The 26,984-nt window shown below is 44.3% G+C and carries 13 protein-coding genes; 1 reads left to right on the top strand and 12 read right to left on the bottom strand.

Going from position 1 to position 26,984, the window contains the following annotated elements:
* Positions 1 to 11: 11 nt before the first annotated feature.
* From AC1DPK_RS21160 to AC1DPK_RS21105, 12 genes are all read right to left on the bottom strand, one after another.
* Positions 12 to 3,797, bottom strand: a complete 3,786-nt coding sequence (locus AC1DPK_RS21160; protein ID WP_477511536.1) for an S-layer homology domain-containing protein — start codon at positions 3,795 to 3,797, stop codon at positions 12 to 14.
* 31 nt (positions 3,798 to 3,828) lie between these two features.
* Positions 3,829 to 4,782, bottom strand: coding sequence for a hypothetical protein (locus tag AC1DPK_RS21155; protein ID WP_477511535.1), 954 nt, complete (start codon positions 4,780 to 4,782; stop codon positions 3,829 to 3,831).
* 290 nt (positions 4,783 to 5,072) lie between these two features.
* Positions 5,073 to 6,188: a glycoside hydrolase family 88 protein gene (locus AC1DPK_RS21150; protein ID WP_477511549.1), complete on the bottom strand. Its 1,116-nt coding sequence runs from the start codon at positions 6,186 to 6,188 to the stop codon at positions 5,073 to 5,075.
* A gap of 9 nt (positions 6,189 to 6,197) precedes the next feature.
* Complete coding sequence (locus AC1DPK_RS21145) at positions 6,198 to 8,048, bottom strand: DUF2264 domain-containing protein (protein ID WP_477511534.1); 1,851 nt, start codon at positions 8,046 to 8,048, stop codon at positions 6,198 to 6,200.
* A 16-nt stretch (positions 8,049 to 8,064) separates the two neighbouring features.
* Positions 8,065 to 9,669 (bottom strand): response regulator transcription factor, encoded by a 1,605-nt coding sequence (locus AC1DPK_RS21140; RefSeq protein ID WP_477511533.1) that lies wholly within the window; start codon positions 9,667 to 9,669, stop codon positions 8,065 to 8,067.
* Positions 9,644 to 11,449 (bottom strand): cache domain-containing sensor histidine kinase, encoded by a 1,806-nt coding sequence (locus AC1DPK_RS21135; protein ID WP_477511532.1) that lies wholly within the window; start codon positions 11,447 to 11,449, stop codon positions 9,644 to 9,646. The genes AC1DPK_RS21140 and AC1DPK_RS21135 overlap by 26 nt, the downstream gene beginning before the upstream one ends.
* 110 nt (positions 11,450 to 11,559) lie before the next feature.
* Positions 11,560 to 12,918 (bottom strand): ABC transporter substrate-binding protein, encoded by a 1,359-nt coding sequence (locus AC1DPK_RS21130; RefSeq protein ID WP_076266158.1) that lies wholly within the window; start codon positions 12,916 to 12,918, stop codon positions 11,560 to 11,562.
* A gap of 121 nt (positions 12,919 to 13,039) precedes the next feature.
* The gene (locus tag AC1DPK_RS21125) at positions 13,040 to 13,864 is read right to left on the bottom strand and encodes a carbohydrate ABC transporter permease (RefSeq protein WP_339205323.1); all 825 of its coding nucleotides are present in this window, start codon (positions 13,862 to 13,864) and stop codon (positions 13,040 to 13,042) included.
* Between the two features lie 21 nt (positions 13,865 to 13,885).
* Complete coding sequence (locus AC1DPK_RS21120; RefSeq protein ID WP_076266160.1) at positions 13,886 to 14,794, bottom strand: carbohydrate ABC transporter permease; 909 nt, start codon at positions 14,792 to 14,794, stop codon at positions 13,886 to 13,888.
* A 240-nt stretch (positions 14,795 to 15,034) separates the two neighbouring features.
* Positions 15,035 to 17,917 (bottom strand): excinuclease ABC subunit UvrA, encoded by a 2,883-nt coding sequence (gene uvrA, locus AC1DPK_RS21115; protein WP_477511531.1) that lies wholly within the window; start codon positions 17,915 to 17,917, stop codon positions 15,035 to 15,037.
* Between the two features lie 19 nt (positions 17,918 to 17,936).
* The gene (gene uvrB, locus AC1DPK_RS21110) at positions 17,937 to 19,937 is read right to left on the bottom strand and encodes an excinuclease ABC subunit UvrB (RefSeq protein ID WP_477511530.1); all 2,001 of its coding nucleotides are present in this window, start codon (positions 19,935 to 19,937) and stop codon (positions 17,937 to 17,939) included.
* A gap of 224 nt (positions 19,938 to 20,161) precedes the next feature.
* Complete coding sequence (locus AC1DPK_RS21105) at positions 20,162 to 21,322, bottom strand: response regulator (protein ID WP_477511529.1); 1,161 nt, start codon at positions 21,320 to 21,322, stop codon at positions 20,162 to 20,164.
* A 445-nt stretch (positions 21,323 to 21,767) separates the two neighbouring features.
* Here AC1DPK_RS21105 and AC1DPK_RS21100 point away from each other — a divergent pair, with 445 nt between their 5' ends.
* Positions 21,768 to 26,942, top strand: coding sequence for a SpaA isopeptide-forming pilin-related protein (locus tag AC1DPK_RS21100; RefSeq protein WP_477511528.1), 5,175 nt, complete (start codon positions 21,768 to 21,770; stop codon positions 26,940 to 26,942).
* Positions 26,943 to 26,984 lie beyond the last annotated feature (42 nt).

Genomic DNA, 26,984 nt, shown 5'->3' with positions numbered 1-26,984 from the left:
TCCTTAACGAGCTACTTGCTATTCAGCAATGCTAAAATTAAAGTCACCGCTTCTGCCCTTGTTGCCTGATCCGCAGGAGCGAATATGCCGCCGTCTCTTCCTTGAAGTAGACCCGCTTTATATGCTGCTGCCACAAAAGGTTTTGCCCAATTTGGGATTTGATCAGCATCTTTAAACGATAGCTCGGCATTGTTCTCTAGAGGCAGCTTCTTCGCACGGACGATCATAGCTGCCACCTCTGCGCGCGTAATCGCTTGAGCCGGACGATACGTATTATCCTCGAACCCGCTTGCGATACCTGCGTTCACTACACTCGCAATATAAGGTCTTGCCCATGCAGGAATCATGTCGATATCTGCAAAATCAGCGTCGCCTTTTTCTTCTAGATGCAGAGCTCTTGCCAGCATTGCAGCAAATTCTCCGCGCGTTACACTTGCATTTGGACGGAAGGAATTGTCCGTATAGCCATTAATAAATTTAAGCTTAATCGCTTGCTGTATGGCATCCGATGCCCAGTGTCCTTCGATGTCCGTTAGTACAATGTCCGTTGTCGGTTTCTCAGGATCTTTTCCATCTGGATTCACCGGATCAGGATTGGTTGTTCCGCCTCCAGGTGTACCACCGGGTGATGATGTATCCACGTTCGTTTTCACGATAACACTTGGACCATCCTCACTCCACTTGCCGCCTGCGTTGCCCGCTTCAATCTTGAACGTGTAAGACGTATCCGCAGATAGTCCGCTTACTTGGTAGCTATACACACTGCCTGCAACGCTCGCCAGTTTGACGCCATCCTTGTAAATGGCATATTCTGTGATGCTTGGCGCATCGACAGCCGGTGTCCAGTTTAAGGTTACTCCCGTCTGCGTCACATTCGAAGCGGTCACTACTGCGTTTTCCCATGCTGGCGCCTTTGGCTCTGGTTGTTTTACGTGAAGAGTCAGCGCTTTTGTCGGCAATGAAACTAATTCACCCGTAGAAGAATATTTAATATTGTCGAAAGCAAATGTACGTCCATTTGCACTATCCCATAAATAACCGAGTACGATTCTGTCGAAGCTTGCAATCGCTGTCGTTGTTTTCACCAATTGCCCATCGATATACATCTTTAAGTCTGTACCTGATGTGTAATCCCACTTCAGTTCATGCCATCCGACGCTTCGTTTCACCGGAGTGGCTTCCCATGCGGTTGAAGATCCGCTTGCCCTTACTGAATAATACTCCAGCGACCCATAGGTGCCGCCGTCATACAATAAGCCCATGCCTGCAAGCAGGCTGCTTCTTGCATTTCCGACATGCGCGACAACCCGCGTCTTCGAGCTTTCGGAGCCGTCATCATAAAGCATCATCGATACGACGCCCTGCTGCTTGCCGCCAGACACCTTTTGAATGGCATTGCTGCCGTTTCCAACAACAAATAGCGCACTTTGATCGCCATGATAAGCGATCTTATCCGAAATGCTGCCCGTCGTAATACTCGTACCGGTCTCTGGCAGGAAGTCATTCCAGCCGTTCTCGAAGCTTTCCGAGTAGACCAAGTCCTTGTATTCCTGCACCTTAGCAGAAACCTCAACCTCAGTGACACCTGCTAGATCGCCGATCACCTCAAGCTTGCCTGTCAACGAGTCTACAACGACATTCTCATTATTCGTCGCATACTCTACTTGATGATAATCCGCATATTCAATCGCATTTTGATCCTCCGTCACGCCGTCAATTCTTAGCTGCAGCGTAGTCTTCTCCTCTGATAACTCCGTTCCGTCTGAAGCAACAAGGTAGGATACAACCTTTGAAGGCGCATGAACTATGACTCGCGCTTCAGCTTTCACATTCGGATTAATAGTGCTTTCAGCTGTAATGATCGTTTCACCCTCAAGCAGCGGGGATACAAATCCTTGCGCATTAATGGCGGCCACTGCAGGATTGCTGCTCGACCATTTGATTCCTTTAAACCATGCGTTGTCTGGACCAACCGAAGCCGTCATCTTCTCGCCTCTATGCTTTGCATGAAGCTCCAGCACAGGTTTGTCAATGACAATCGTTTGCGGCATTACCTCTGGTGCCTGCTCGCTTGGCGCATCATCCGAATATTCATGCGCTCCAATATCCACTTTAGCAGCAGATGTGATCGCATTATTAAAGAAGTCTTTTGTTGCAGGAGCCCATACCGATGGCGTCAATGCTGTCATATCCATCCCTGCATCGATTGCCGGTGAGCCTGGCAGCAATTTGTATCCGTTCAATTTCTCTACATCAAATGTGCTTTGGCTCGCATTAATGATATCTTTTGGCTCTTCACCCGCTCTTGCGAATTGCGGACTTGCAAACATGTTTTGATCCAATGATAATCCAGTCAGCTTCAAATCCTTGTACTCGCTGCCCGGATAAAAAATATTATTTTTCACTTCGCCGCCAGCAAAGCGGTCTTGTCCAATCGTTGTATTCGCCTTGGAGTAAAAGATATTATTGTACATTCTTAAGTATTTTCCAGGATCGCTGATCAGCTTCGTCTGCACCTGCGCATCCGTAAAGAAAGTATTGTTATGAATTAATGGAGCATCTCCAAGTGTAGTAGGAAGATAATGGAATATATATCGACCATCTCCATCATTTACACTAATATTATAGCGAACGAGAGAGTTTGTTGAGCCGCTCATAAATAATATGAATCCACCACGGTTGCTGTGGCTGTAGTTATATTGATAGAGAGTTCCTTCGCAAAACATATCTACGTCAAAGGCCTGCCCATCATTGTAGCCATAAATACCGCCATACACTTCATTGTATTGAATGACCATATCCTTCACGCCAATGACCCATAGACCGGCATAATTGACGTTGCCTACATTTTTCGCCGAATGCCTGACGACCGTATTATATTCCATTCTGCCGTTGCTGCCCACGTTGCTCATAACGAAGCCGTCACCCTGCACATCGGCAACATAGTTATTATTGAACACTACATTTCGCAGAACTCTCGGGAAATTGGCTTTCGTATCGCCTTCTCGGTAAAGACCCGCATTTCGAATGCCTTCAATATCGACCCGCTCCACCGTATTTCCTTCAACGAGCACATCCTCAATATTGCCAAGGATCAGAATGCCGCCGCTGCCTACCTTCCAGCCTGTAGGGTTGCCATCGACATCGTGGATATAGTTGTTCTTCACTACGATTCCTCGGTGCGGGTTAGCTTCCCATTCCGTTACATTGGTTGAAGCTGTTCTAATGTTAATGCCTGCCCGCTGCGAGACAACGTCAGGGTTTTTATTCGTTAATTCAAAGTTGTGAAACTGCAGGTAGCTGCCGTCCACAACGTCGATCGTAGCGGATAATGTTTTATCCTTCACGCCAGTATAATTTTGAATAATAGCTGATTTCTCAGTCGTTGTTGTTCCATTGCCGTTAATGATCGGTCTTACTGAAGGATCATCACTGCCATATTTATCGAAGATGATCGGTGCTTCCTTGGTACCTGATATTCCTCTTAGCTTCAATGAGCCATTCCATACATCGCCAGCCTTGAATAAAATGCGATCGCCAGGCTTCCAGCCTACGCTATTAACCTTCTCTAGCGATGCCCAAGCTTGATCCTCCGATTTGCCATCATTATCGTCATTGCCCTCATTGCTGACATAATATGTCGAGCCTGTTACCGACTGCTCTGCTATAGCAAGCGGCTGCGAGTCCTCCAGCGGTACGCCCGTTTCCTGTGCTGAAACAGCGGGAATCGCTATTGTCGTTAAGAGTGCGACTAATAGAACCATGGATACAAGCTTTTGCTGCATATAATGCTTCAAAAAAATCATCCTCCTATTATTTTTGATAGACTTACGACATGAACGTTATTTTAGGAAACACCTCCTTATTAAATTCAATCTTCGTCTGTTTCAAACGCATGCTCACTTCTTCTTCTAGCCGCTCCTGCACATGCAGTTGAATGACGGCGTTCTTAACATCCTCATACTTTTCCATGCCTTTATCTCGCTTTGCTAGAAGCCTATACCTATACATTCCCTCGCCTGATTGATCGATATCGCTATACTCACCTTCCGAGAGGCCAAGAAATAGGGTGTAAAGATTTTGCGATAGTGTATCCTCTTTGGAGGTTTCCGCCAGATTAAGTGTCAGCTCCTCCTTCATACCCGCTTTGCTATCCAAGGAAATTTTCTCGTAATCAAATTCATACCCTTTGTGAAAATACTGCTGCTTCACCTTGTCATAATAAAGTTTAAGCTCTTGGTCGGGCAGCGTACTTTGCGCTTCCTTCGTCCATTTATCGATGAGCTTCTGAACGTTCATGCTTTGATAATAGGAGTAGTACTCTGCTTTCCCATACTTCTTGGGGCCGTAAATAGGCTGATTGTTAGCTGCTTTTTTTGCTCTATCCTTATTTTCTTGATCATAGCTCTTCAAGAACGCTTCGTAAGAAATGTCACTGAGGATACCATTCTCCTTCAAAATGATTTGCTCCATTTTCACCTTCACAAGCTCATCCATAGCTTTTTGCTTCGCATACTCCAGCGGGTTTTCACCGTTGAACGATGCTGCCCAAAAATCCTTTTCATAATCTACATTGTAGGTTCGCTTGAAATAACTTGTCGTTAAAGCCTTGTTGCTTTGTAAAAAAGCTTGAAATTCACTTTCCGATATATCGTAATTATCGATCGTAAACGCAGTCTTATCCGCAGGGTTTAGAGCAGGCATGTTACCCAGCGATAATGCTCCTGCAATAAGTACAATAAGCATGCTGCATACGACGAATAACAGCTTTTTCCCTTTCACGTTGTCCTTGCCTCCTCCCTCTATGTAAGCACTTACAATTAAACTTTGTACTATTATAGACAGAAACCAAACTTCGCTATAATGAACAGATTTGACTGATATCGTATAATTTTTACCTATTGCTAAAAATGCAGCTAAACCTCTTTGCCAAACTAGCGATGCAGATGAATCTTGACACCCTACACAGAAAAGAGGCTGCCGCTAAAGGTTATAAACCTAAAGTGACAGCCTCTTCTTATAGGGGTGGACAAGATCATTCAGCTAAGCTTGTTTCAAAGTATCTACATAGGCTACCAATACCCTTTAATGCCTTTGTTCATGCGGATTAACGCTTCTAAATAATAATAATCGCCCCAAATCATATAATCATCCGGCGCGCGATCGCCCCGCACATGATAAGAGCCATGCTTCAGCAGCCCCTCCGCATTCGGAAGATCTGTTGTTGCATAATGCTGAACTAATGAATTCATGCTGCTATGAATGGCCTTCTCGAATATTGCAAGGTCGGCATCCTCTTCAGCAAGCAGCTCCATCAGCTCTAACATGCCGCATACTGCAATAGCCGATGCTGAGCTGTCACGAGGCGTGTCCCATTCCATCGGTACATCAAAATCCCAATAAGCGACATGATCCTCGGGCAAATGCTCAATGAAGTAATGAGCCAGCCGTTTGGACGTTTCCAAAAAAGCGGCAACCTTTGTATAGCGGTATGCGAGTGCAAAACCATAAATGCCCCAGGCTTGCCCTCTTGTCCAAGTCGAGCCATCCTCATAACCTTGATGAGTCCCGCCTCGAAGCGCATGACCCGTCTTAGGATCGAAGTAAAACGTATGATACGATGATCGGTCGCCACGAACTAGAAATTTTTGACTGGCACAAGCATGTTTGTAGGCAATATCATAATATTTTTGTTCGCCTGTCTGTTCATAGGCCCAGAACAACAGTGGAAGATTCATTAAACAATCAATGATCATTCGTCCCCCGTTTTCCGGGTCATCCTCTTTGCCCCAAGCTTGAATAATCCCTATCCTCGGCCGCCAGCGTGAATAGAGCCTTTCAGCAGCTTCAAGCGCCACCATCCGGGCCTCTTCGCTTCCTGTCACTCGCCACTCTGCAACGGCTGACAACGAATATAGGAAACCAATATCATGATGATCGAGTGCCACATGGCGATCAAGCCGGTCTTTAAAGTTCGGCAAAAAGGACTGTGCTGCTTCCTTATAGAAAACATCTTCACTAGATTCATAGGCAAGCCACATCATGCCAATATAAAAGCCTTCGATCCAGTCATCATTCTCTCCCCACTCATAACGCTGCCCCTCCGAAATATGCGGCAGCTTGCCTGGATGTTTACCTATATTTTGTTTCACTTTAACTATCGCATCGTCAATTGCTGTTTGCCACATCACTATTTATCACCTCAGAAGAATGTCATTATGAATTATATTCCCGATTATCATTTTCCTCGAGCTGTCCCGCTCAACACTAGGAGGGTTTAACCACTCCAGCTCGTTCTCTTTGCTATTCGTCGCACCAAAGACAGCGGATATGAGTATATGCTCACCTTGTGTCAAACGAGCAGTTAGCGTTGGTATCATCGTTCGAGGCTTAAGCACATTCGTATTCGCCTCTGGATAAACCATCATCGCTTGTTCGAAGCCGGAAATGTTAATCATTCCGCTCATCCCGTCTGGCATTTTTGCCAGCACGGCTCCCGTTATCGTTAGGACATCAGCTTGTTCCTTTGCGTCTCCTGCCAACGTCTGAATCGCAAATCCGCCCTCGGCGACATCAAGCTCGCGCTCCGCCTTGATTCGATGAACACGAACATGCCACAAGCCCGCCGGGATAATCCATGTCTGTACCTCGACATTTGGCCATGGCAGCCAGCGGGAGTAGACCGATTTCTCCTGAATTCGAAACTCCTCACAAAATCGCCGGACACGGTAATGCTCATCGCATTCACTTAGCGCAAGCGTCGAATCATATGCCCCCTGCGTAAGCCCGTAGTAACCTTTTGGCACGCTGAAGCCGAATAAAGTCGAGTAGGCAAATTTCGAATATTTTGCCGCGCTATGCGACATATCGAAGTTAGCCATTTGACCTGAGCCATAGGCAATGACATGCTTATGACCTTCCGGGCGGCTTATAGTCATACGTGCATGCGGCTGAGCGACAAGCGGCTTGAGCTCAGGCAATGCCTCTTCCTCCGCCTGCCAGAAGGGATGCTCATCCGGCAAAGCTAAAATAAGAAATGCTTTATACGACCAATAAGGAGATCCTGGCGCATTGTAGCCTTCGCCCATCAGTAAATTCGGATAAGCATATCCAATACTTAGCAAGCCATCAGGCGTAAAGATCGGCTGTGAGAACCACCAGCGCAAATGGCGCATAATAATGCCTTTCATCACTCCTATGGAGAAAGGCAGCACATCCGCAAATACTAACGCACTCCAGAAAGAAACTTGTGCAAAACGATACGTGAGGCTGCGCCCGAATGGGATGCTGCTTCCATCCTCCGCGAACCAATGTATGAAATCCTGAGCGAATAGACTTGCGCGCTCACGGTAACGCGCAGCACGTTCCGCATCCTCTTTCTCCATCAGCTTGGCATAGAGGAGTCCATAATAATGCATGGCGAACGGAATATAATAGTCCCGCTGATCCGTCTTCCCATCCGAATACCAGCCGTCGCTTAAGTAATAGGAATCAATAGTGTCCAGGTAGTTGTCCATTATGTCTTGATCGTGCGGCAAACCCACTTTTTGGAAGCCCACATTCACTAGCACCGTAAACATCAGCCAGTTATTCGGATTGGATCGATCAACGAGATTTATTTGATTAAGCCAGCGGTATACATTGTCTTTTTGCTTGTCAGTTAGCGGTTCCCATATTTTATGGGGAGCAAGCGCGAGTCCTAAGCCCAGAATAGATTGCTCTACCATTCTCTGATCTTTCGTTCCGAAATGACCCCAATACTCCTCATGATCCGGATCGGTTCCGTGAATGATGCCCTGTACATACATCGGCCACAGATCTGATTCTCCCCCGCCGCAGGCATGCGGAACTAGTCCCCATAATGGACGCGCAAAAGCTTCCATCAAGGCAATAGCCTCACTATGAATCGCTCCTGTCGCACCGAGATCCAAACCAGCGTATCCGGGAGTGAATCGCTCCTTCAACGGTTCAAAGGCCTCGCTAACCGCTTGCTGCAAATCTGCTTTCGATTGTAATCTCACTTGATCTAATTCTCTCGTTGCTGCCATAAAAGCTCTCTCCGTTTCACTCAAAATGACCTTTGCTCCAAACCGAATATTCGCTAGGTCTCATCCCCATCTCACGTTTGAACAACTTAATGAAATAACTTTTGTTGGCATAACCCAAATAATCGGAAATCTCTTCAACGCTTTTGCTGGATTGCTGGAGAAGCTCCTTCGCTTTCTGAAGCTTGACCATATTGACATATTCGATGAAATTTTGATTTGTCTCTTTTTTAAACAAGCGGCTAAAATAACTGGAATTCAAGTTCAAATGGTTAGCCATATCCTCCAGCGTCATTTTCTCCGTTACATGCGACACAACAAATTGCTGTGCCTTGATCACTTCCGTACGTTTAGAGCTGATCGCATATATACTTAACCTTCTGGATAACTCATTCAAATGCTGGATCATCCATTCTTCCAAATGATCTAATGTCTCAATCGCATTCACCGCATCATACAGCTTCTCTTCCGATAAGAATGGGTGATACTGCAGTGTAACTTTTGTTTTCATTTGCAGGTCCATAAGCAGCTGCAGCACTAATTCCTTTACGTTGCTTGGATGAAACCTTCTTGCTCGAACCTCATGCGTCCACGCCAAGATCGTATTCCGCAGCTCGTCTGGTTCATTTAAAGCGATGCTTTGATTGATGCTCGCAAACAATTGAGAATACTCTGTATACATATCATCTTTGGAGAATGACACCACTCCGAAATTGTGTACTGCCGATTCTTTGAGATAAAAGCAATGCTCCGGCTCTTTCAGCATCGGAAGCAGGACCCCTTGCATTTCTTTTGGCCCTCTCGTTTCTCTTCCTTGTATACAGGAGACGGATATTTTCAAATATTTGTAGATCACAGCAATAGCTTCCTGCATCGCATAATAAATCTCTTGCTGCTCTTTGGCTGGATCATTGCTGCCGTACAAAATAACTAACTGCTTATTGCTATAACGAAAGGTCACCCAACGTGAAGCATCCAATAAGTCGTGCAAGACGTTTTCGACGGAGAACGCTATCGTATAATCGTTCAACTTCCTGTTGCTTGCAACGGTCGACATGCGATCAATAATAACGACTAGTGGAATATAGCTTTTGGCATCGAGTGAAATACCGTTCGTCCGCGCTTGCTCCAACCATGCTTCCTTTGTCCAATAGGATTGAAATAAGGTGTCTTTCAAAAACTTTTCTTTAAACGCGGATTGATTCTTTTGCTTGTACAACACCATATCCGTCGCTTTTTTGTTCTCTAATTGCAAATCGGTTACGATATTTTTCAATATGGCTTGTAGTTGCTCGACATCCAAGCTTTCTTTCAAAATATAATCTTTCACATTCAATTTCAGCGCTTGCTGTGCATATTTAAATTCATTGTGGCAGGACAGGACAACGGCTCTGCCTTTTGGATTAATTTCACAAAACTTCTCAAGCATCTCAAGCCCGCTCATTTTTGGCATGCCAATATCGGTTAGTATAATATCGGGCGGACTCTGGCATGCTGCCTCCCAGGCCTCAAGACCGTTTGAGTAACAGCCGATCAAATGGATATCAAGTTCATGCCACAAAACAGTTTGAGAGAGATAACGTACTACCGGATAATCATCATCCACTAGAATTGCCGTCAACATGCTGCGCACCTGCTCTCTTACACTCGAATGGGAATATTAATGTTATCTTCGTTCCGACACCTGACTCGCTTTCAATTGTGGTTTTGACATACTCTCCATAAACGAGCCGCAGCCTTTGAAACACATTTTTTACGCCGATGCCCGAAAAGCTTTTATTTTCGCTTTCCTGCGGGTCGCGTATATCCTCACTTTTCGCTTGAAGCTCTTTCAGCTTATCTTTAGTCATTCCAATTCCGTTATCTCGCACCACAATTCGAAGCAGCTCACGTCCATTGTCATGCTCTTTGTTCGCATCGATAAATATTTCACCGTCAAATTGTTCGAATCCATGAATGATCGCATTCTCTATTAACGGTTGAATCATGAATCGCGGAACCAATGCTTGCTCGCAGCCAGCCTCAAAGTTATAAGCGACTCTTACTTGATTGGCATGTCGGAAATTCATAAGCTTCACATAATGGAGCACGGTGTCTCCCTCTTCCTCCAGAGGAATAAACTCATTATCCCGATTAATCGTCATTCGCAATAAAGAGGAAAGCGATTTGATTAATTCCGCATTCTCCTGATCCCCTTGAATCAATATATTGAGCCTTATCGAATTGAGCAGGTTAAACATAAAATGCGGATTAATTTGAGCCTGAAGCATTTCAAGCTCCGCTTTTCGTTTTTTCGCCTGCTCTAATGTAATTTGCTCGAACATCTCTTGAATGCGATCCAGCATAAAATCTATCGTTTTCGCTAAATGTCCGACTTCATTATGCCCGCGTATATTATTGCGCTCGTCGAGCTGACCACGTCCAATTTTCGTAACAAACACACTTAAATCACGAATAGGCTTCGTTAATGCAGATATTCGGATCGTCAACAGCACAAAAAATAACGAGAAGAACAACGCTTGAACGATGAAGCTAACGAACAACACCTGTTTGTTTTTATCAATGGCCGCAGACATTGGAATAAGGCTAACAACTCGCCAATCGTTGCTCTCTAATTTTTGCTCGACATACACATATTTTTTTCTTTCGATTTCGATCGTACGACCCATCCCCTCCGGCTTCCACCAAAGCAGCTTTTCTCCTATTTTTGATGGGTTCGCTTGCGAGATCACGACGCCGTTTGAGTCTAACAAAAACATTTCCTGATTTTCGTTTGTTGTAAGATAGGGGCGTATTAAGCGCTCATTTATATTAACGATCATATAGCCAATTGGAATACTTGCCGTCTTCTTGATCGGTCTTCCCATCGTTACGTAATTTGTCGTCATCTTTTCCGTTTGAATTTGTTCGCCAAGCCAATAGGTAGAAAATATCGGCAGCTCATTTAATTGATGAAACCATTTTCTCTCATACCACAATCTCGGGTTCAAATCACTGTGTGAATAGTTTGTATAAAAGGGTTCCTTCACCCCTAAAATCGTAACTTGAAAATCATTTTTTTGAATAAAAAGATCATCCAAAATTCGTGACAGCTTACTGAAATTAACCGCATATTCCTGCTTTTGCTCCTGCAGCGTTAATTCAGCTTTGTTGACCATCAGCATTTGACGTATTTCAGCGTTCATTAACACAAAATTCGATAAATTCAATGTCTGCTCAAACACGCTGTTAATTTCTGATTTAGCAACCTTGAGCGAGTCTTCCGCATTCATGACCACTTTGTCCAAAATAATATCTTTCGTTAAATAGTTGGTTACGAGGTAAATAACAGCTAGCGGTATGACAAAACAAATCAATGCTGACCAAACTAATTTCATCCGTAATGAATCTTGTCGAATTAACACAAGTGCAGGCCTCATATCTGAATAGAATAGGGACAGAAATTGATGCTCTTTCTGTCCCAAAACATTGTAAGCCCTTTAATACGAAAGATCAATTTCAATAAAACTCGTCATTAATTTCCGTTATTCTTAACAACCTCTGCGATATTTTTATCAATGTTCGCAATTGTTGTATCCACGTCTTGTTTGCCTAAGATATACAATTCCGCTTCTGGAATAACTGTATTTTTCGCTTCATCTGCATATTTGGCAGGTACTGGCGCATTTCCTGGAACCGTAGTGCTCATCGTATATTTCAATGACTCTACATCGATTTTTGAAGGATCTTTTGCAGCCGCCACAATGGTATCGATAAGCTTGCTGGAATCAGACTTCGCCCAGCCGGAGAATACACGGCCGCTGACAGCAAGACCTTCAGAGGTATACCATCTTACAAAGGTATAAGCTGCTTCTTTGTTTTTCGATTTCGCTGCTACTCCCATATAAGTCGGTTGTACTGGAGAATAGTGTTTGCTTTCGCCATCCAATTTCGGAAGCGGTGCGAATGCAGTTACGAAATTAGCTGGAATGGCATCCGTACCTCCGGATTCAGCTACCATCCAGTCACCCATCGGCAGCATTGCAGCTAGACCGTTGAAATATTGGTTGCGGTAAGCAAGCTTTTGCGAAATAATATCCTCGTACATATTAGCGCTCTTGTCTTCGTACATCATTTTTTTCATCATTTCCAAGTTTGCTTTAAGCACAGGATCCGTCGCATTGGAAGTGCCATCCGCTTTCAGGAATGTATTTTCCGAAGGCTTGCTCATCATTTGCAATTGGAAGTAATCCGGCCAGTTATGCAAATAAGCTCCATAACGTTTCGTTGTTCCTTCGCCCTTCGTTAGTTTTTGCGCATATTCCATAAACTCTTTCCAAGTCCAGTCCGTTGGAACGGGCAATCCAGCCTCGTCGAGCATTTCTTTATTTAAAAGCACGAACCAACGCTGCATGGAGGATGGCAGAGCGTAAATTTTATCGTTTACCTTCGTGTCTACCAGGTACTCGTCTTCGTATTTATAGCCATCCTTTTCGATATAGCTATCCAAAGGCTCCAGCAATCCAATATCGGCGCGCTGTGAATAGTTCGTGTAAGGCAATTCGATAATATCAAGCTGATCATTGGATGCAGCCATTAGATCCAGCTTTTGCATGGAAGCAATGGAATCACCTTTTTCATTTAAGAGGTCAAGTTCTACCTTAATATTCGGATGTTTTTCTTCAAAAGCCGAAATAACTTCCGTCCACTTCGCCTTGCCGTCCGTTTGCCACGTGCTTAGCTTCAGTGTTACTTGCTCTGCTGCTGGCTCTTTTGGAGCATTAGTCGCGTTTGTCGCGCCGCCAGCATTTGAATTTCCACCATTATTGCCTCCGGAACAAGCCGATGCGAATACTGCTAACCCCAATAACATCATCGATAATCTCTTTTTCATCGTAACCCTCCTAATATTTATAACACGACTAGTTATGAAAACGTCTACAAACAAATCCTACCACGTTCATTTCTGATTCGAAGTTCCCATATTTTACTGAAGAGAAACTATTTTGACTTTGTTACCCTTTTACACCGCCAAGAGAAATGCCTTCGATAACCTGTTTTTGACCAATCGCAAAAATAATAAGCAAAGGAACGATCGCTGATACAGCGCCAGCCATCATAAGGGAATAAATATCACCATATTGGTCTCCAAAAAGCCTAATGCCCAGCTGAATCGTAAATAAATCCTTAGACTTCAAAAAGATAAGCGGATACTGGTAATCATTCCATGTCCATATAAATCGCAGAATCGCGTAGGTCGCTAGACCCGGACGAATGAGCGGCAGCGCAATTTGAAAAAAGGAACGGAAATGGCCTGCACCATCCATGCGCGCTGATTCCATATATTCATTATTTACGCCCATAAAAAATTGTCTGAGCATAAACGCTCCAATAATACTAAAGCTGTTAATAAGAATAAGACCAATATGCGTATCGATGAGGTTCAACCAGTTAAACAATAAAAATTGCGGTACCAACGAAGCTTGTGGAGGCACCATATATAAGGCAAGAACAAGAAGGAACATCGTATCTCTGCCTCGGAAACGCAGTTTTGAGAAGCCGAACGCTGCCAGTGCACATACGAATACATTGATCACGGTTGTCGTTAAAGTAATGTATATGGAGTTCGTGTAATACCGGAGAAACCCTCCTGTCCACACTTGTTTGTAATTTTCGATCAGATGCCACTTCGTTGGAATCCATTCAATTGGAAAGTTGAATACATCAGCTTCCGGTTTGAATGAGGTGGTCAGCATCCACAAGAATGGGAGCAGCGACATCATGCCGAAGGCTGCCATAATAATTGTCCATACAATTTTGGACACATTCACATTTTTCATTGCCAATTCCTCCTTCCTGAATTAATAGTTCACCCATTTTTTTTGTGCGAGCATTTGCAAGCCCGTAATAGCTAGGCAAATGACAAAAAGTACGAGAGCCATACTCGATGCGTAGCCTGTTTTCAATTGATTAAATGCCGTGTCATATAATTCATATACGATAACGGTCGTTGAGTTAGCGGGACCGCCCTGTGTTAACACTTGAATCAAATCGAAAATTTTGAAAGTGCCAATAATACCAGTTACGAGCAGGAAGAACGTAGTTGGCGATATGCAAGGCACCGTAATTTTACGGAATTTAGTCCATGTATTCGCGCCGTCAATGTCAGCTGCTTCATAAAGATCTTTCGGTATGCCCTGCAAGCCAGCTATGAAAATAATAATGTTATAACCGAGCAGAATCCAAATTTGAATCATCATCAACGATGGCATCGCATAGTCGATATCGGCCAGCCACTTCGGTGGATTCTCGAATCCGATCGATATTAAGAAATTGTTTACCGGTCCATACGAAGGATGGAAGAGCACCTGCCATACCATAGCTACAGCCACAACACTTGAAATGTACGGTAAAAAGTAAACGACTTTAAACATATCCTTCAAGTACACATGCTTATCAATAATGATCGACAGCACCAATGCCAGTACGATCGTAATGGGCACCGTAATAATGAAGATGAGATTGTTTACTAAACTTTTCATAAAAACAGAGTCATTAAACAGCCGTTCAAAATTATCAAAACCTACAAATTTTATTGCATCAATTCCCGCAACAAAATTCCAACTCGTAAAGCTAAGCAGCAGTGACCCTAATACAGGAATCAATGTAAGTACAACGAGTCCGATCATTAAAGGAGCAACGAATAAATAGCCTGCAATTTGCTCCCTTGCTCCCATACTGAGCTGGACTAACGTTTTTTTCTGTCTCATGAAGCTCCTCCTTCAAACTTTGTTTATATGCTTCATTTTAGAAAAAAAACGGGAGGCTCATAAGAATTAGATCTTTGTATTTTGGAACATATTTTACTTTTTATCTGTTCACACGTTTTTTGAGCAGAATTACTTTTGTTTATTCTTAATCGTTGTTTCATTTTATTTAGGTTGAAAATATGCAAAAAAAAGAGGGAGCAAACTGAGTGAATACTCAGCTTGCTCCCTCTTTTCACTTCATTATTCGGCTGCCGCAGCAACCTTTAGATTCTCTTTATGACGCGCTGTTGTACGTTCGCGATCACGCTCAAGAATTGGTTTTAAATATTTACCCGTATACGATTGCTCAACTTTAATAACCTGTTCCGGCGTGCCTGTTGCCACAATCATACCGCCGCCATTGCCGCCTTCTGGACCTAGATCTATCAAATAATCCGCCGTCTTAATGACGTCCAAGTTATGCTCAATTACGAGCACGGATTCACCTGAATCAACCAAGCGGTGAAGCACGGTCAACAATCTGTCGATGTCATGCACGTGCAAGCCCGTTGTTGGTTCATCCAAAATGTAAAGCGTCTTGCCCGTGGAACGACGATAAAGCTCAGCAGCCAGCTTAACGCGCTGCGCTTCACCACCTGATAATGTGGTAGCTGGTTGACCCAGCTTCATATAACCAAGACCTACATCAAGCAGCGTCTGGACTTTCCGATGAATACGAGGAATGTTCTCAAAGAATGAGCAGCCATCCTCAATGGTCATTTCCAGCACTTCCGCAATATTTTTACCTTTGTATTTCACTTCCAGCGTCTCCCGATTATATCGTTTACCTTTGCAAATCTCACAAGGCACATAGACATCAGGAAGGAAGTGCATCTCAATCTTAATGATTCCATCTCCGCGACAGGCTTCGCAGCGTCCGCCCTTCACATTGAAGCTGAATCTTCCCTTCTTGTAGCCGCGTACTTTCGATTCCGTCGTACTCGCATACAAATCACGGATATCATCAAATACTCCGGTATACGTAGCTGGATTAGATCTTGGCGTTCGGCCGATTGGCGATTGGTCAATATCGATGACCTTCTCCAAATGCTCGATGCCTCGCATTTCCTTGTACTGTCCAGGACGCGTCTTCGCTTTGTTCAAATCACGCGCTAACGTTTTGTACAAAATTTCATTAACGAAGGTCGACTTCCCAGAACCCGAAACACCGGTTACCGCTGAGAATACACCAAGTGGAATCTTCACATTTACATTTCTTAAATTGTTCTCCTTCGCGCCACGAACCTCTAACCATTTGTCGCTCGTCTTGCGGCGCTCGGAAGGCACTTCAATAAACTTGCGTCCACTCAAATATTGGCCCGTCAATGAGTTTTCATTCGCCATCACTTCCTCAGGCGTTCCTTCTGCAATGACCATGCCTCCGTGTATACCCGCTCCAGGCCCGATGTYGATAATATAATCGGCTGCCAGCATCGTATCCTCGTCATGCTCAACGACGATGAGCGTATTTCCAAGGTTGCGCATATGCTCAAGCGTCTCAATCAAGCGATCATTATCTCTTTGGTGCAGCCCAATGCTTGGCTCGTCCAATATATAAAGGACGCCCATAAGGCTTGATCCAATTTGCGTTGCCAATCGAATACGCTGTGCTTCTCCGCCCGACAGTGTACCCGCTGCGCGGCTTAATGACAAATACTCTAATCCTACATTTACAAGGAAACCTAGTCGGCTGTTGATCTCTTTCAAGATCAAGTTTGCGATTGCTATTTCCTTCTGAGACAGTTTTAACGAATCAAAATACCGCTGTGCATCTCCAATAGATAAGGAGGTGACTTGGGAAATGTGCTGCGCGTTGATCGTAACCGCTAATGTTTCCTTGCGAAGACGTTGTCCCTTACAGCCTGCACATGGCTTAGCACTCATATAGTTCTCAATATGCTCGCGCATCATATCCGATGCGGTGTCTCTATAACGCCGCTCAAGGTTATGAACGATGCCTTCGAATGGAACATAGGCCTCTTTGCGATGACCAAAATCGTTCTCATATAGGAAACGAACACGCTCTCCGCCTGTTCCATATAATATCTTCTTCATCTGCTCCGGCTCAAGCTCGGATACCGGAACATCCTGCGGTATGCCATAATGCACGCAAACCGCACTTAGAAACTGCGGATAATAATTTGACGTACTGCCCGCCCAAGCAAGGAAAGCAGCATCCGCAATCGACTTGCTCATATCAGGTACGAGCAAATCTGGATCAACGATCATTTTCATGCCTAAACCATCACAATCCGGGCATGCCCCGTAAGGACTATTGAACGAGAACATGCGCGGCTCCAGCTCTTCGATACTAAAACCGCATTCTGGACAAGCCAGATTTGAGCTGAATAGAAGCTCCTCCTGATCGATGATATCAACGAGCACCCGGCCCTCAGATATTTTCAGCGCAGTTTCGATTGAATCGGCAAGCCTCGTTTGAATATCTGATTTCACGACGATACGATCGACAACCACTTCGATGCTGTGCTTTTTATTTTTTTCTAGCTCAATCTTCTCGCTGAGCTCTCGCAATTCGCCATTCACGCGTACACGTACAAAACCTTGCTTCTGAATGTCTGCGAGCAGCTTGGTATGCTCCCCTTTGCGGCCTGAAATAAGCGGAGCCAAAATTTGCAGCTTCGTCTTCTCTGGGTATTCCATAATCCGATCGACCATTTGCTCAACGGTCTGCGACGTTATTTCGATCCCATGCTCTGGACAATGCGGCTTGCCGATACGGGCAAATAAGAGCCGCAAATAATCATAAATTTCAGTAACCGTTCCGACCGTAGAACGCGGATTGCGGCTTGTCGTCTTCTGATCAATAGATATAGCTGGTGATAGCCCATCAATAGAATCAACATCCGGCTTTTCCATTTGCCCAAGAAATTGGCGTGCATAAGCGGATAATGATTCAACGTAACGACGCTGTCCCTCTGCATAGATGGTATCGAATGCAAGGGAAGATTTACCGGAGCCGCTTAACCCCGTCAGTACCACAAATTTGTCGCGCGGTATCGTGACGTCAATGTTTTTTAAATTATGGGCGCGAGCGCCCTTCACAACTATTTTATCGCTAGCCAATCGTTTCTCCTCCTACTTCTTAGCCCATCTCGGCACGCAGTTCAAGCAGCGCATCCCGCAGTTCTGCTGCACGTTCGAACTGCAAGTTTTTTGCTGCGTCTTTCATTTCCGCTTCCAGCCTTTGAACAAGCGCCAGACGGTCTTTCTTGGTCATTTTGTCCACGCCGGCACCGGTTAAGTAGTCGGCTTTCTGCTCGGCTACCTTCGTCGCTTCTATTACATCGTGAACCTTTTTCTTGATCGTTTGCGGCGTAACGCCGTGTTTCTCGTTGTATGCCAGCTGAATGGTACGACGGCGCTCTGTTTCTTTGATCGCGCGATCCATAGAATCGGTAATCTTATCGCCGTACATGATAACGCGCCCTTCACTGTTTCTCGCCGCACGTCCAATCGTTTGAATGAGCGCGCGATCCGAGCGAAGAAACCCTTCTTTGTCCGCATCGAGAATCGTAACGAGCGATACCTCAGGCAAATCGAGGCCCTCTCGAAGCAGGTTGATTCCAATGAGCACGTGGAAAACGCCGAGCCTTAGGTCACGCAGTATGGCCAATCGCTCCAACGTCTTAATATCGGAATGGAGATACCTTACCTTAATGCCTATCTCCTTCATATAATCAGTTAAATCCTCTGACATCTTCTTCGTCAGCGTTGTAACAAGAACCCGTTCATCCTTCGCAATGCGATCCCGAATCTCGTTCAACAAGTCATCGATTTGTCCCTTCGTTGGGCGGACATCAATGATCGGATCAATCAGACCAGTAGGACGAATAATTTGTTCGATCATTTTGTCGGTGTGCTCTATCTCGTATGGACCTGGCGTTGCGGATACATAAACGAGCTGCTTGGCCTTCGCCTCGAACTCCTCGAAGCGCAGCGGCCTGTTATCCATTGCTGACGGAAGGCGGAAGCCGTGATTAACGAGCATCTCTTTACGCGCCCGGTCACCATTATACATCGCTCGAATCTGTGGCAGCGATACATGGGACTCATCAATAACAATAACCATATCATCAGGGAAATAATCAAGCAGCGTATAAGGCGTTGCTCCTCGCTCTCTAAAAGTGAGCGGCCCCGAATAGTTCTCAATGCCTGAGCAAAAGCCCATCTCCGCCATCATTTCCAAGTCATAGCGCGTCCGCTGCTCCAGTCGCTGTGCTTCGAGCAGCTTGCCTGCTTCGCGGAGCTCGACGAGTCGTTCCTCCAGCTCCCTCTCAATATTGACGAGCGCTACCTTCATCGTCTCTTCTTGAGTAACGAAGTGAGAAGCAGGGAAAATGGCAATATGATCGCGTTCGCCAATGATTTCGCCGGTGAGCACATCAATTTCTGAAATGCGCTCAATCTCATCACCAAAGAGCTCTACACGAATAGCCCGCTCATTATTGGCGACTGGGAAGATCTCAACAATGTCGCCGCGAACACGGAACGTTCCGCGCGTAAAGCTGATATCGTTGCGCTGATATTGAATATCGACCAGCTTATGCAGAATTGCATCCCGCGACTTCTCCATCCCTACACGGAGCGAAAGCACGAGGCCGCCGTATTCCGTCGGAGATCCGAGACCGTAAATACAGGAAACGCTCGCTACGATGATCACATCACGGCGTTCAAACAAAGAGCTCGTCGCTGAATGTCGAAGCTTATCGATCTCATCGTTTATGCTGGAGTCCTTCTCAATAAACGTATCGGTTGAAGGGATGTATGCTTCCGGCTGATAATAATCATAGTAGCTCACAAAATACTCTACTGCATTGTCAGGGAAAAAAGTTTTGAACTCACTGCACAGCTGTGCGGCCAGCGTCTTATTATGGGCAATTACAAGCGTTGGTCGGTTTAGCTCCTCGATCATGTTCGCGATTGTGTACGTCTTGCCTGTACCCGTTGCTCCCAGAAGCGTCTGATGTCTCTTACCTGCATGAATACCTTCTATAAGCTGTTCGATTGCCTTTGGTTGATCGCCTTGCGGCGTATAATCCGATTTTAACTCAAACAGCCTTGTTTCTTTTGCGAGCTCACTCACGCCTATCATCCACCCCCATCATTCCGAAATATATGCTCTTATCATTATAGTCAAATATAGTCATTTCATTTCATCTGATATTTCAAAATAAGAATGTTTGTTCCCATCTATTATAACGTTATCCTTAAAGTCGCGCAACGTCGGAAAACAAAAAAAGAATACGTACAGCATAGTCAGTTGCTCGCCTGCGCTGATGTATTCTCATTTATGCCGTTGTTCCTCTTTCATAAAAGCATTTCCTTGCCGTTTTTCTTCTCCTGCCATTGCTTGTACCACTCCGTCACCTGCAAAGGAACGGTAAGTCCCAGATCATTTTCTATCGTTTGAAGAAGACGCTCATAGTGGAAAGTCACCTTATCGTAACAGCCCAGCTCATCATAAAGCCTCATCACGATCAGCCCCTCCTCCTCCTCGTAAGGGTCCATCGTTTGTATTCTTTCATACAATTGCAATGCATCGCTTGTTCGATCGCCGCGCTCTAAATAATAAGCAGCTAACATCCTCGCCAAACTCAGCCATAACTGACGTAAACGCTCTCGCTCATACTCCGCCCATAGATATCCGTAATCCTGTAAATAGTCGCCCTCATATTCACCTAGCAGCCGCAAAGCCTGATCCTGATCCTCAGAAATCGAACCGCTAAGCTTAACCATTCCTTGCTCCCACCGCTCCATATCAAGAACGACTTGTCCCATATCGAGAATATAACCTTCTTGAATACTGGAATTATGAATCGCTATGTTCATGTTCATTTTCTGAAGGCATTGCCTAATTTGATAGATAGCCGTGTACAGCTGTGTCATCGCACGCTTCATATCCATCTCTGGAAAAAATAAATCGAGCAGTATCGACTTGTGTACAATTTGCCCGCGGTGATGCAGCAGATAACAAAAAAGCTCCTGGGCTTTAGCCGTTCGCCATTTCGGCAGCTCCGGAGGCTGTCCATAGGAGGATTGAAAACGCAGCGTTTTAAAACAAAAAACGGTCTGCTCCTGCTTCTCGATTTCTTTCGACAACGGTTTTGTGCTCCTGCGCTTCAATAAACGTTCGATTGTTATCTCAACGCGCGATTTCTGAAGCGGTTTTAACAGATAATCAACTGCATTCAGCTCAAATGCCTTTATCGCGTATTCATCATGCGCCGTGACAAAAACAATATCGGCTTGCGGACATATTTCTTGAATAAGCTCAGCTGCTTGAATGCCAGATAATTCAGGCATATGGATATCTAGAAAAACAACATCAGGCTGCAGCTCACTCGCCTGCTCCACTGCTTGTTTTGGATTTTGAAACACATCAATGCTCGTTATTTCCATCGATTGGCGGAGCACCCGCTCCAGTTGAACGAGAGCCAGTCTTTCATCATCGATTACAAGAACCCTCATTTTTCTACACTCCTATCACATTCACAATCATCCTAATTTGTTTACAATTAGAAATTTTCATTTATCTATTTTCATATCGGCTTTTTTCCCAAAATCATTCATGCTTTTGTAACTATATATGAGTAAAAAGACCTAACTTGTTCAGAAATTGTATAGTACTGTTCTATAGAATAAGAATTATGTTGGAATAGATCGTAATATGCCGAAATCGTGTGCGGTTACCATGCATTTTTAACCAAAAATGCCATCACRTACTCCTACCTCTCTGTCAGGTCGGCGCTTTTCTCGCAAAGCACCCTTATATACATAACTCTCCCAACTAACAGCAGGCCGATCACTACATGAAGCTCATTTTAATAAAGAAAGGGATGATGTTTTGCTGCTAGCTCCAAATAACTAGAAATAAATGAATACTCGAGCATTTTAAGATGGAGGATACCAAGAAATGAGAAAAAAGACAACTGCACTCATGATCGCTTTTTTGCTAATTTTTCAATACGTAAACTTTGCCGGTATTTTAAAGCCGGTAGAGGCAGCTGCTATTAATGATAATATTATTACTAAAATGACTTTGACTAACACGGCTACACCTAATTCAGTTATCGCTTCAGTTTATAATTCTGTTTATTATGTCAATCCAGAAATCCGTGTCAACCTCGACAAAGATATTCTCTCATTAAACTACGAGTGGGAGCTTCCCGAAAACCATAAGTACATAGAAGGTGATCAGTTCATATTTGATCTGCCTGCGGAACTAGTCATGTATAGCGGGAATATTACAGAGAAAGCCCTGAGTGCTCCAAATGGTGAACCTAGCGTCGGAACCTATAAGTTAGAAGGGCGAACGGTTACCGTCACGTTTAATGAGTATATCAAAGGGGGGGCACCTGCTTCTGGAACGCTCAGTTTCTGGAGTTTTTTCACAAAAGTAAGCGTCGGCAACCAAACGGAAGTACCTATTAAATTTAATATCGGCGATACCATCACCATTCCGATTGCACCTAAAGGTGTAACATCTCCAATTAGCAAAAAGGGAACACCGGATAAGAGTTTTAATGCTGAGAACATTACTTGGACAGTTGATGTGAACAAGGATCTCAAAAAAGTTAATGGAGCCGTTGTCACAGATACGATTCCTGCTGGTCTGACTTTCACGCCGGGCTCGCTCAAGGTTTACAAAATGACTTCAGACACCGATGGTGTCCTGTCTAATCCAATACTACAAAATGAGCCTGCTGACTATCAAGTGACTGCACCCGTTTCACCTGATAATAAATTGCAGCTAGACTTAGGAAATATAAATTCGGTTTATCGCATTGTATTTGATACAGCTGTTACCGACATCACAAAAGCAAATTTCAAAAATACAGCCACATTAAAGGGCAGCAATATCACCGATGTTTCTGCTTCAGACACGATAACGAACAGCCGCGGCAAGCTGCTTGAGAAATCAGGTACATATAATGAAGCTGCTCAAGTCATCGATTGGACCATTAAATACAATTTTGGCGAAGATACGATAGCAAGCGCTGTTTTGACTGATTTGTTCGATAAAGACCATGAGCTTGTACCAGGTTCCATTAAAGTATTCCCTGTGGCCGATCCGGTTGCTGGCACGCCAGGAACTGAAATACCGTCGACCGACTATACTCTGGACTATGATGTAAGCAGTCATCCAAAAAATCAAAACACCAAGAACGGTTTTAAGCTGTCCTTTAATAACCCAATCACTGGCGCTTATAAAATAACCTACCAAACCAAGCCAGTTGGCAATTTGTATGACGATAAAGCAATTAAAAATACGGTTTATTCGGATAGTAAAGAATCCAATACGGTCACCGTAGATGTTAAGCAGCATTTTTTGCATAAAACAAATAGTAATGCTAACTACAAAGATAGAACGATAGACTGGAATGTTGAAATCAATAGAGACAAATATAATTTGTTTGGTCTGAAATTTGAAGATACTTTCATCAGCGGCGGCTTAAAGCTTGTACCTGGCACCTTGGTCGTCAAGCAAAATGGTATTGTCGTGAATAGTCCGCTTTATACCATCACGTATGATCCAGCCGGTGCAACTAATACAACAAAAGGCTTCAAAATCGATTTTCCAGATGGCAATTCTACTTACACTATCTCATATACAACGGAATACGACTATACGGACGGATCCTATTTTTCTAATACAAATTTCTCTTTCAAAAATACGGGCAAACTGATCTGGAAAGAGACTGCTGTAGGATCAGAGAAAAATCAATCCGAAACGTCAACTTTTACGCCTAATAAGAACACACAGGACAACGGCTATAAGAATGGCAGCTATAATGCCACAGACAAAAAAATTACATGGAACATCGGCATTAACTACAATAGCAAAACAATTGCCAATGCCGTCGTAACAGATACGCTGGAATCGGTACAACAGCTCGTGGCTGGATCGATTGAAGTACGCAAGCTGACTGTGAACAGCAATGGTTCTACGACCCCTGGTGCACTCGTTGCTCCAACAGGAAATTACAGCGTTGTACTTCCAACGACTGCCAACAATAACCAATGGCAGATTGCATTTACTAATCCAATTACTGAGCCTTACCTCATCACATTCAAAACGGATGTGGATGGAAAAGTGCTTGGCGCAACGGAAAAAACAATTAACAATCATGCTTATTTAAGCGGCACTGGTTATACAACGAAGGATCTTACTGCTTCCGTGACGATACCAAAAGCCGGTGAATATGTATTCAAAGAAGGTCAGCAAAATGATGATTCCGTCAATTGGACGATTTATATTAACCGTGGTCAGTCCACTGTTGACGAAGCAAAAATTTATGATGTGCCTAGCAAAAAACAAACGCTTGTCAAAGAATCATTTAAGCTCTATCTTACAAGCGTAAACAGCAACGGCAATGTAACCAAAACTGGTTCGGCTATTAGCCCTACAGATCCGGTTCATGGCTATAAACTAACTTTCAAGGAAAATACGGATCCAGCTATTTCAAGTGATGAGACATTTGAGCTCAGCTTCAACAATGAAATATCCAAACCTTATATTCTTGAATACCAATCCATTATTGATGCTAAAGACAAAGAAACCATTTCAAATACGGTTACTTTCACTGGTGCTGGAGGTATTTCCAAGCCCGTTGACAATGCGACAGAGGTGAAAATAGCATTATCCGGCGGAGAAGGCACTGGCAGTAGCTATAAAGGCGATTTAAAGGTAGTTAAAGTTGACAAAGATGATCCAACGCTCAAGCTGTCCGGCGCTGTTTTTGAACTAACTCGCAATTCGACCGGCGGTGTAATCGCACCATCTAAAAACGCTAATGGCGAGCTTGAATATAACGGCTTGCGTTACGGTAAATACACTTTGAAAGAGAAAAGTGCACCAGCTGGCTACGCAATTGATGGTACAGGCATCTACGAAGTAACGATCAATTCAACGACCGTTCCTGTTGTGAAGGAAATCAAAAACGCGAAGCTTTTAGGCAGCTTGGAAGTAACGAAAGTTGACTCCGCTAATGCAGCAACTGTTCTGGCCGGAGCGACGTTCGAGCTTTTCAATAGCGCTAATGTAAGCCAAGGCACACAAACAACAGCCGCAAACGGCAAAGCAACTTTCACTGGCCTTCCTTATGGCAGCTATGTACTGAAAGAGGTTTCAGCACCTACCGGCTATAGCATCATCGGAAACGGTGAAGTGAATGTTACGATTAATGCTTCTGTTGTTACGAAACAAGTGGGTAATACAAAGCTATTTGGTACTTTGGAAGTCACTAAAGTAGACAGCGTTAATCCTGCAATCGTTCTTTCAGGAGCAACATTCGAGCTGTTCAACAGCGCCAATGTAAGCTTGGGTCAAAAGACGACAGACACTAGCGGCAAAGTATCTTTTACTGGCCTTTCTTACGGCACTTATGTACTAAAAGAAGTTTCAGCACCTGCAGACTACAAAATAATGGGCAGCGGCGAAGTGAATGTGACCATTAATGCAGCTGTAGTATCTGAAAAAGTGAAAAATGAAAAGCTAGAAGGCAGCCTTGAAGTAACCAAGGTAGACAATGATCATACGTCAATCGTTCTTGCCGGAGCTACGTTCGAGCTTTTCAATAGCGCGAATGTAAGCATGGGCAAACAAACGACGGCTGCAAACGGAAAAGCAGTATTCACGGCTCTTCCTTACGGCAGCTACGTGCTGAAGGAAATCTCGGCACCTTATGGCTACAGCATCATCGGCAACGGTGAAGTAAATGTTACGATTAATGCGTCTACTGTATCAAAAGAGGTTAAAAATATTCAGCTGCTCGGAACCTTGGAATTAACGAAAGTAGACAACGATAATACTGCCATTGTTCTTGCTGGAGCTACATTTGAGCTATTCAACAGCGCCAATGTCAGCCTAGGCAAAAAGACAACGGATTCAACCGGCAAACTAACTTTCACTGGTCTTCCTTATGGCAGCTACGTGCTGAAAGAAATCTCAGCACCTGTCAACTACGGCATCATTGGCAGCGGTGAGTTAAGCGTTGTGATTAATGCCTCTACTGTAAGCAAAGAAGTGAAGAATGCTAAGCTGCTCGGCACCTTGGAAGTCACTAAAGTAGATTACGATAATACTACGGTCGTTCTCGCTGGGGCTACGTTTGAGCTATTCAACAGCGCAAATGTAAGCTTAGGCAAACAAACAACATCTTCTAGCGGTAAAATATCGTTCACAGATCTTCCTTACGGCAGCTATGTGCTGAAGGAAATCTCAGCTCCATCCGGCTACAGCATGATTGGCAACGGTGAAGTAAACGTAACGATTAATGCGCCATCTGTATCTAAAGAGATCAAAAATACAAGAGATCCTCTTGGCAGACTGGAAGTAACCAAAGTAGACAGTGCGAATACAACAATCGTTCTTGCTGGCGCTACATTTGAATTGTACAGCACCTCTAATGTGAGCTATGGCAAACAAACGACGGCTGCAAATGGCAAAGTATCCTTCACTGGACTTCCACTTGGCAGCTATGTATTGAAGGAAATCTCAGCGCCTGCTGGTTACAGCATAATCGGCAGCGGCGAAGTAAGTGTCACTATCAACTCTACAGCGGGAAATTCGGTCACAGTTAAAAATAACAAAGTAATTGTGCCAACACCGACGCCAACGATAGTTCCGACACCTACACCAAAACCAACGACAACGCCGAAGCCAACGACAACACCAGTTGCGACGCCTGCGCCGACTACTTCTACAGAAAAGGAAGTTACGGAAGTAGACAAACCAGTTGAAGGTGAAGTGGAAGTCCCTGATGGCAGCGTGCCTGTTGGAGGCGTAAAGCCTGATCATGGTAAAGTTGTCATTACACCAGATGGCAAATGGGTTTACACTCCTGACCCTGGATTTAAAGGAAAAGATACATTCTCTATTATCGTTAAAGATAAAGATGGCAATGAAGAAGAAATCTTCTTCGAAATCGATGTAGAGGATCCGCCTCGCGGCGGAATCACAACACCAGACGTTCCTGTATTGCCTAAAACAGGCGAGAACAGCTACCTGCTTATGCAGCTGCTAGGTCTAGCTATGATCGTTGTTGGTGTTTCGACAATTGTGGTCAAAAGAAGAACAAGACGCTAAGTGACTAAAACGATGCAAAAAAGGTGAATCAGGAATATCCTG

The sequence above is a fragment of the Paenibacillus sp. 01T424 genome, from assembly GCF_056398745.1.
Note: the sequence above shows the minus strand (reverse complement) of the source record. Positions and strands in the feature narration are given on the sequence as shown.

Bases quoted from the DNA above. Each gene is read 5' to 3' on its own strand.
- AC1DPK_RS21150 (WP_477511549.1), bottom strand. From the start codon at position 6,188: ATGTGGCAAACAGCAATTGACGATGCGATAGTTAAAGTGAAACAAAAT.
- AC1DPK_RS21145 (WP_477511534.1), bottom strand. From the start codon at position 8,048: ATGGCAGCAACGAGAGAATTAGATCAAGTGAGATTACAATCGAAAGCA.
- AC1DPK_RS21140 (WP_477511533.1), bottom strand. From the start codon at position 9,669: ATGTTGACGGCAATTCTAGTGGATGATGATTATCCGGTAGTACGTTAT.
- AC1DPK_RS21130 (WP_076266158.1), bottom strand. From the start codon at position 12,918: ATGAAAAAGAGATTATCGATGATGTTATTGGGGTTAGCAGTATTCGCA.
- AC1DPK_RS21125 (WP_339205323.1), bottom strand. From the start codon at position 13,864: ATGAAAAATGTGAATGTGTCCAAAATTGTATGGACAATTATTATGGCA.
- AC1DPK_RS21120 (WP_076266160.1), bottom strand. From the start codon at position 14,794: ATGAGACAGAAAAAAACGTTAGTCCAGCTCAGTATGGGAGCAAGGGAG.
- AC1DPK_RS21105 (WP_477511529.1), bottom strand. From the start codon at position 21,322: ATGAGGGTTCTTGTAATCGATGATGAAAGACTGGCTCTCGTTCAACTG.
- AC1DPK_RS21100 (WP_477511528.1), top strand. From the start codon at position 21,768: ATGAGAAAAAAGACAACTGCACTCATGATCGCTTTTTTGCTAATTTTT.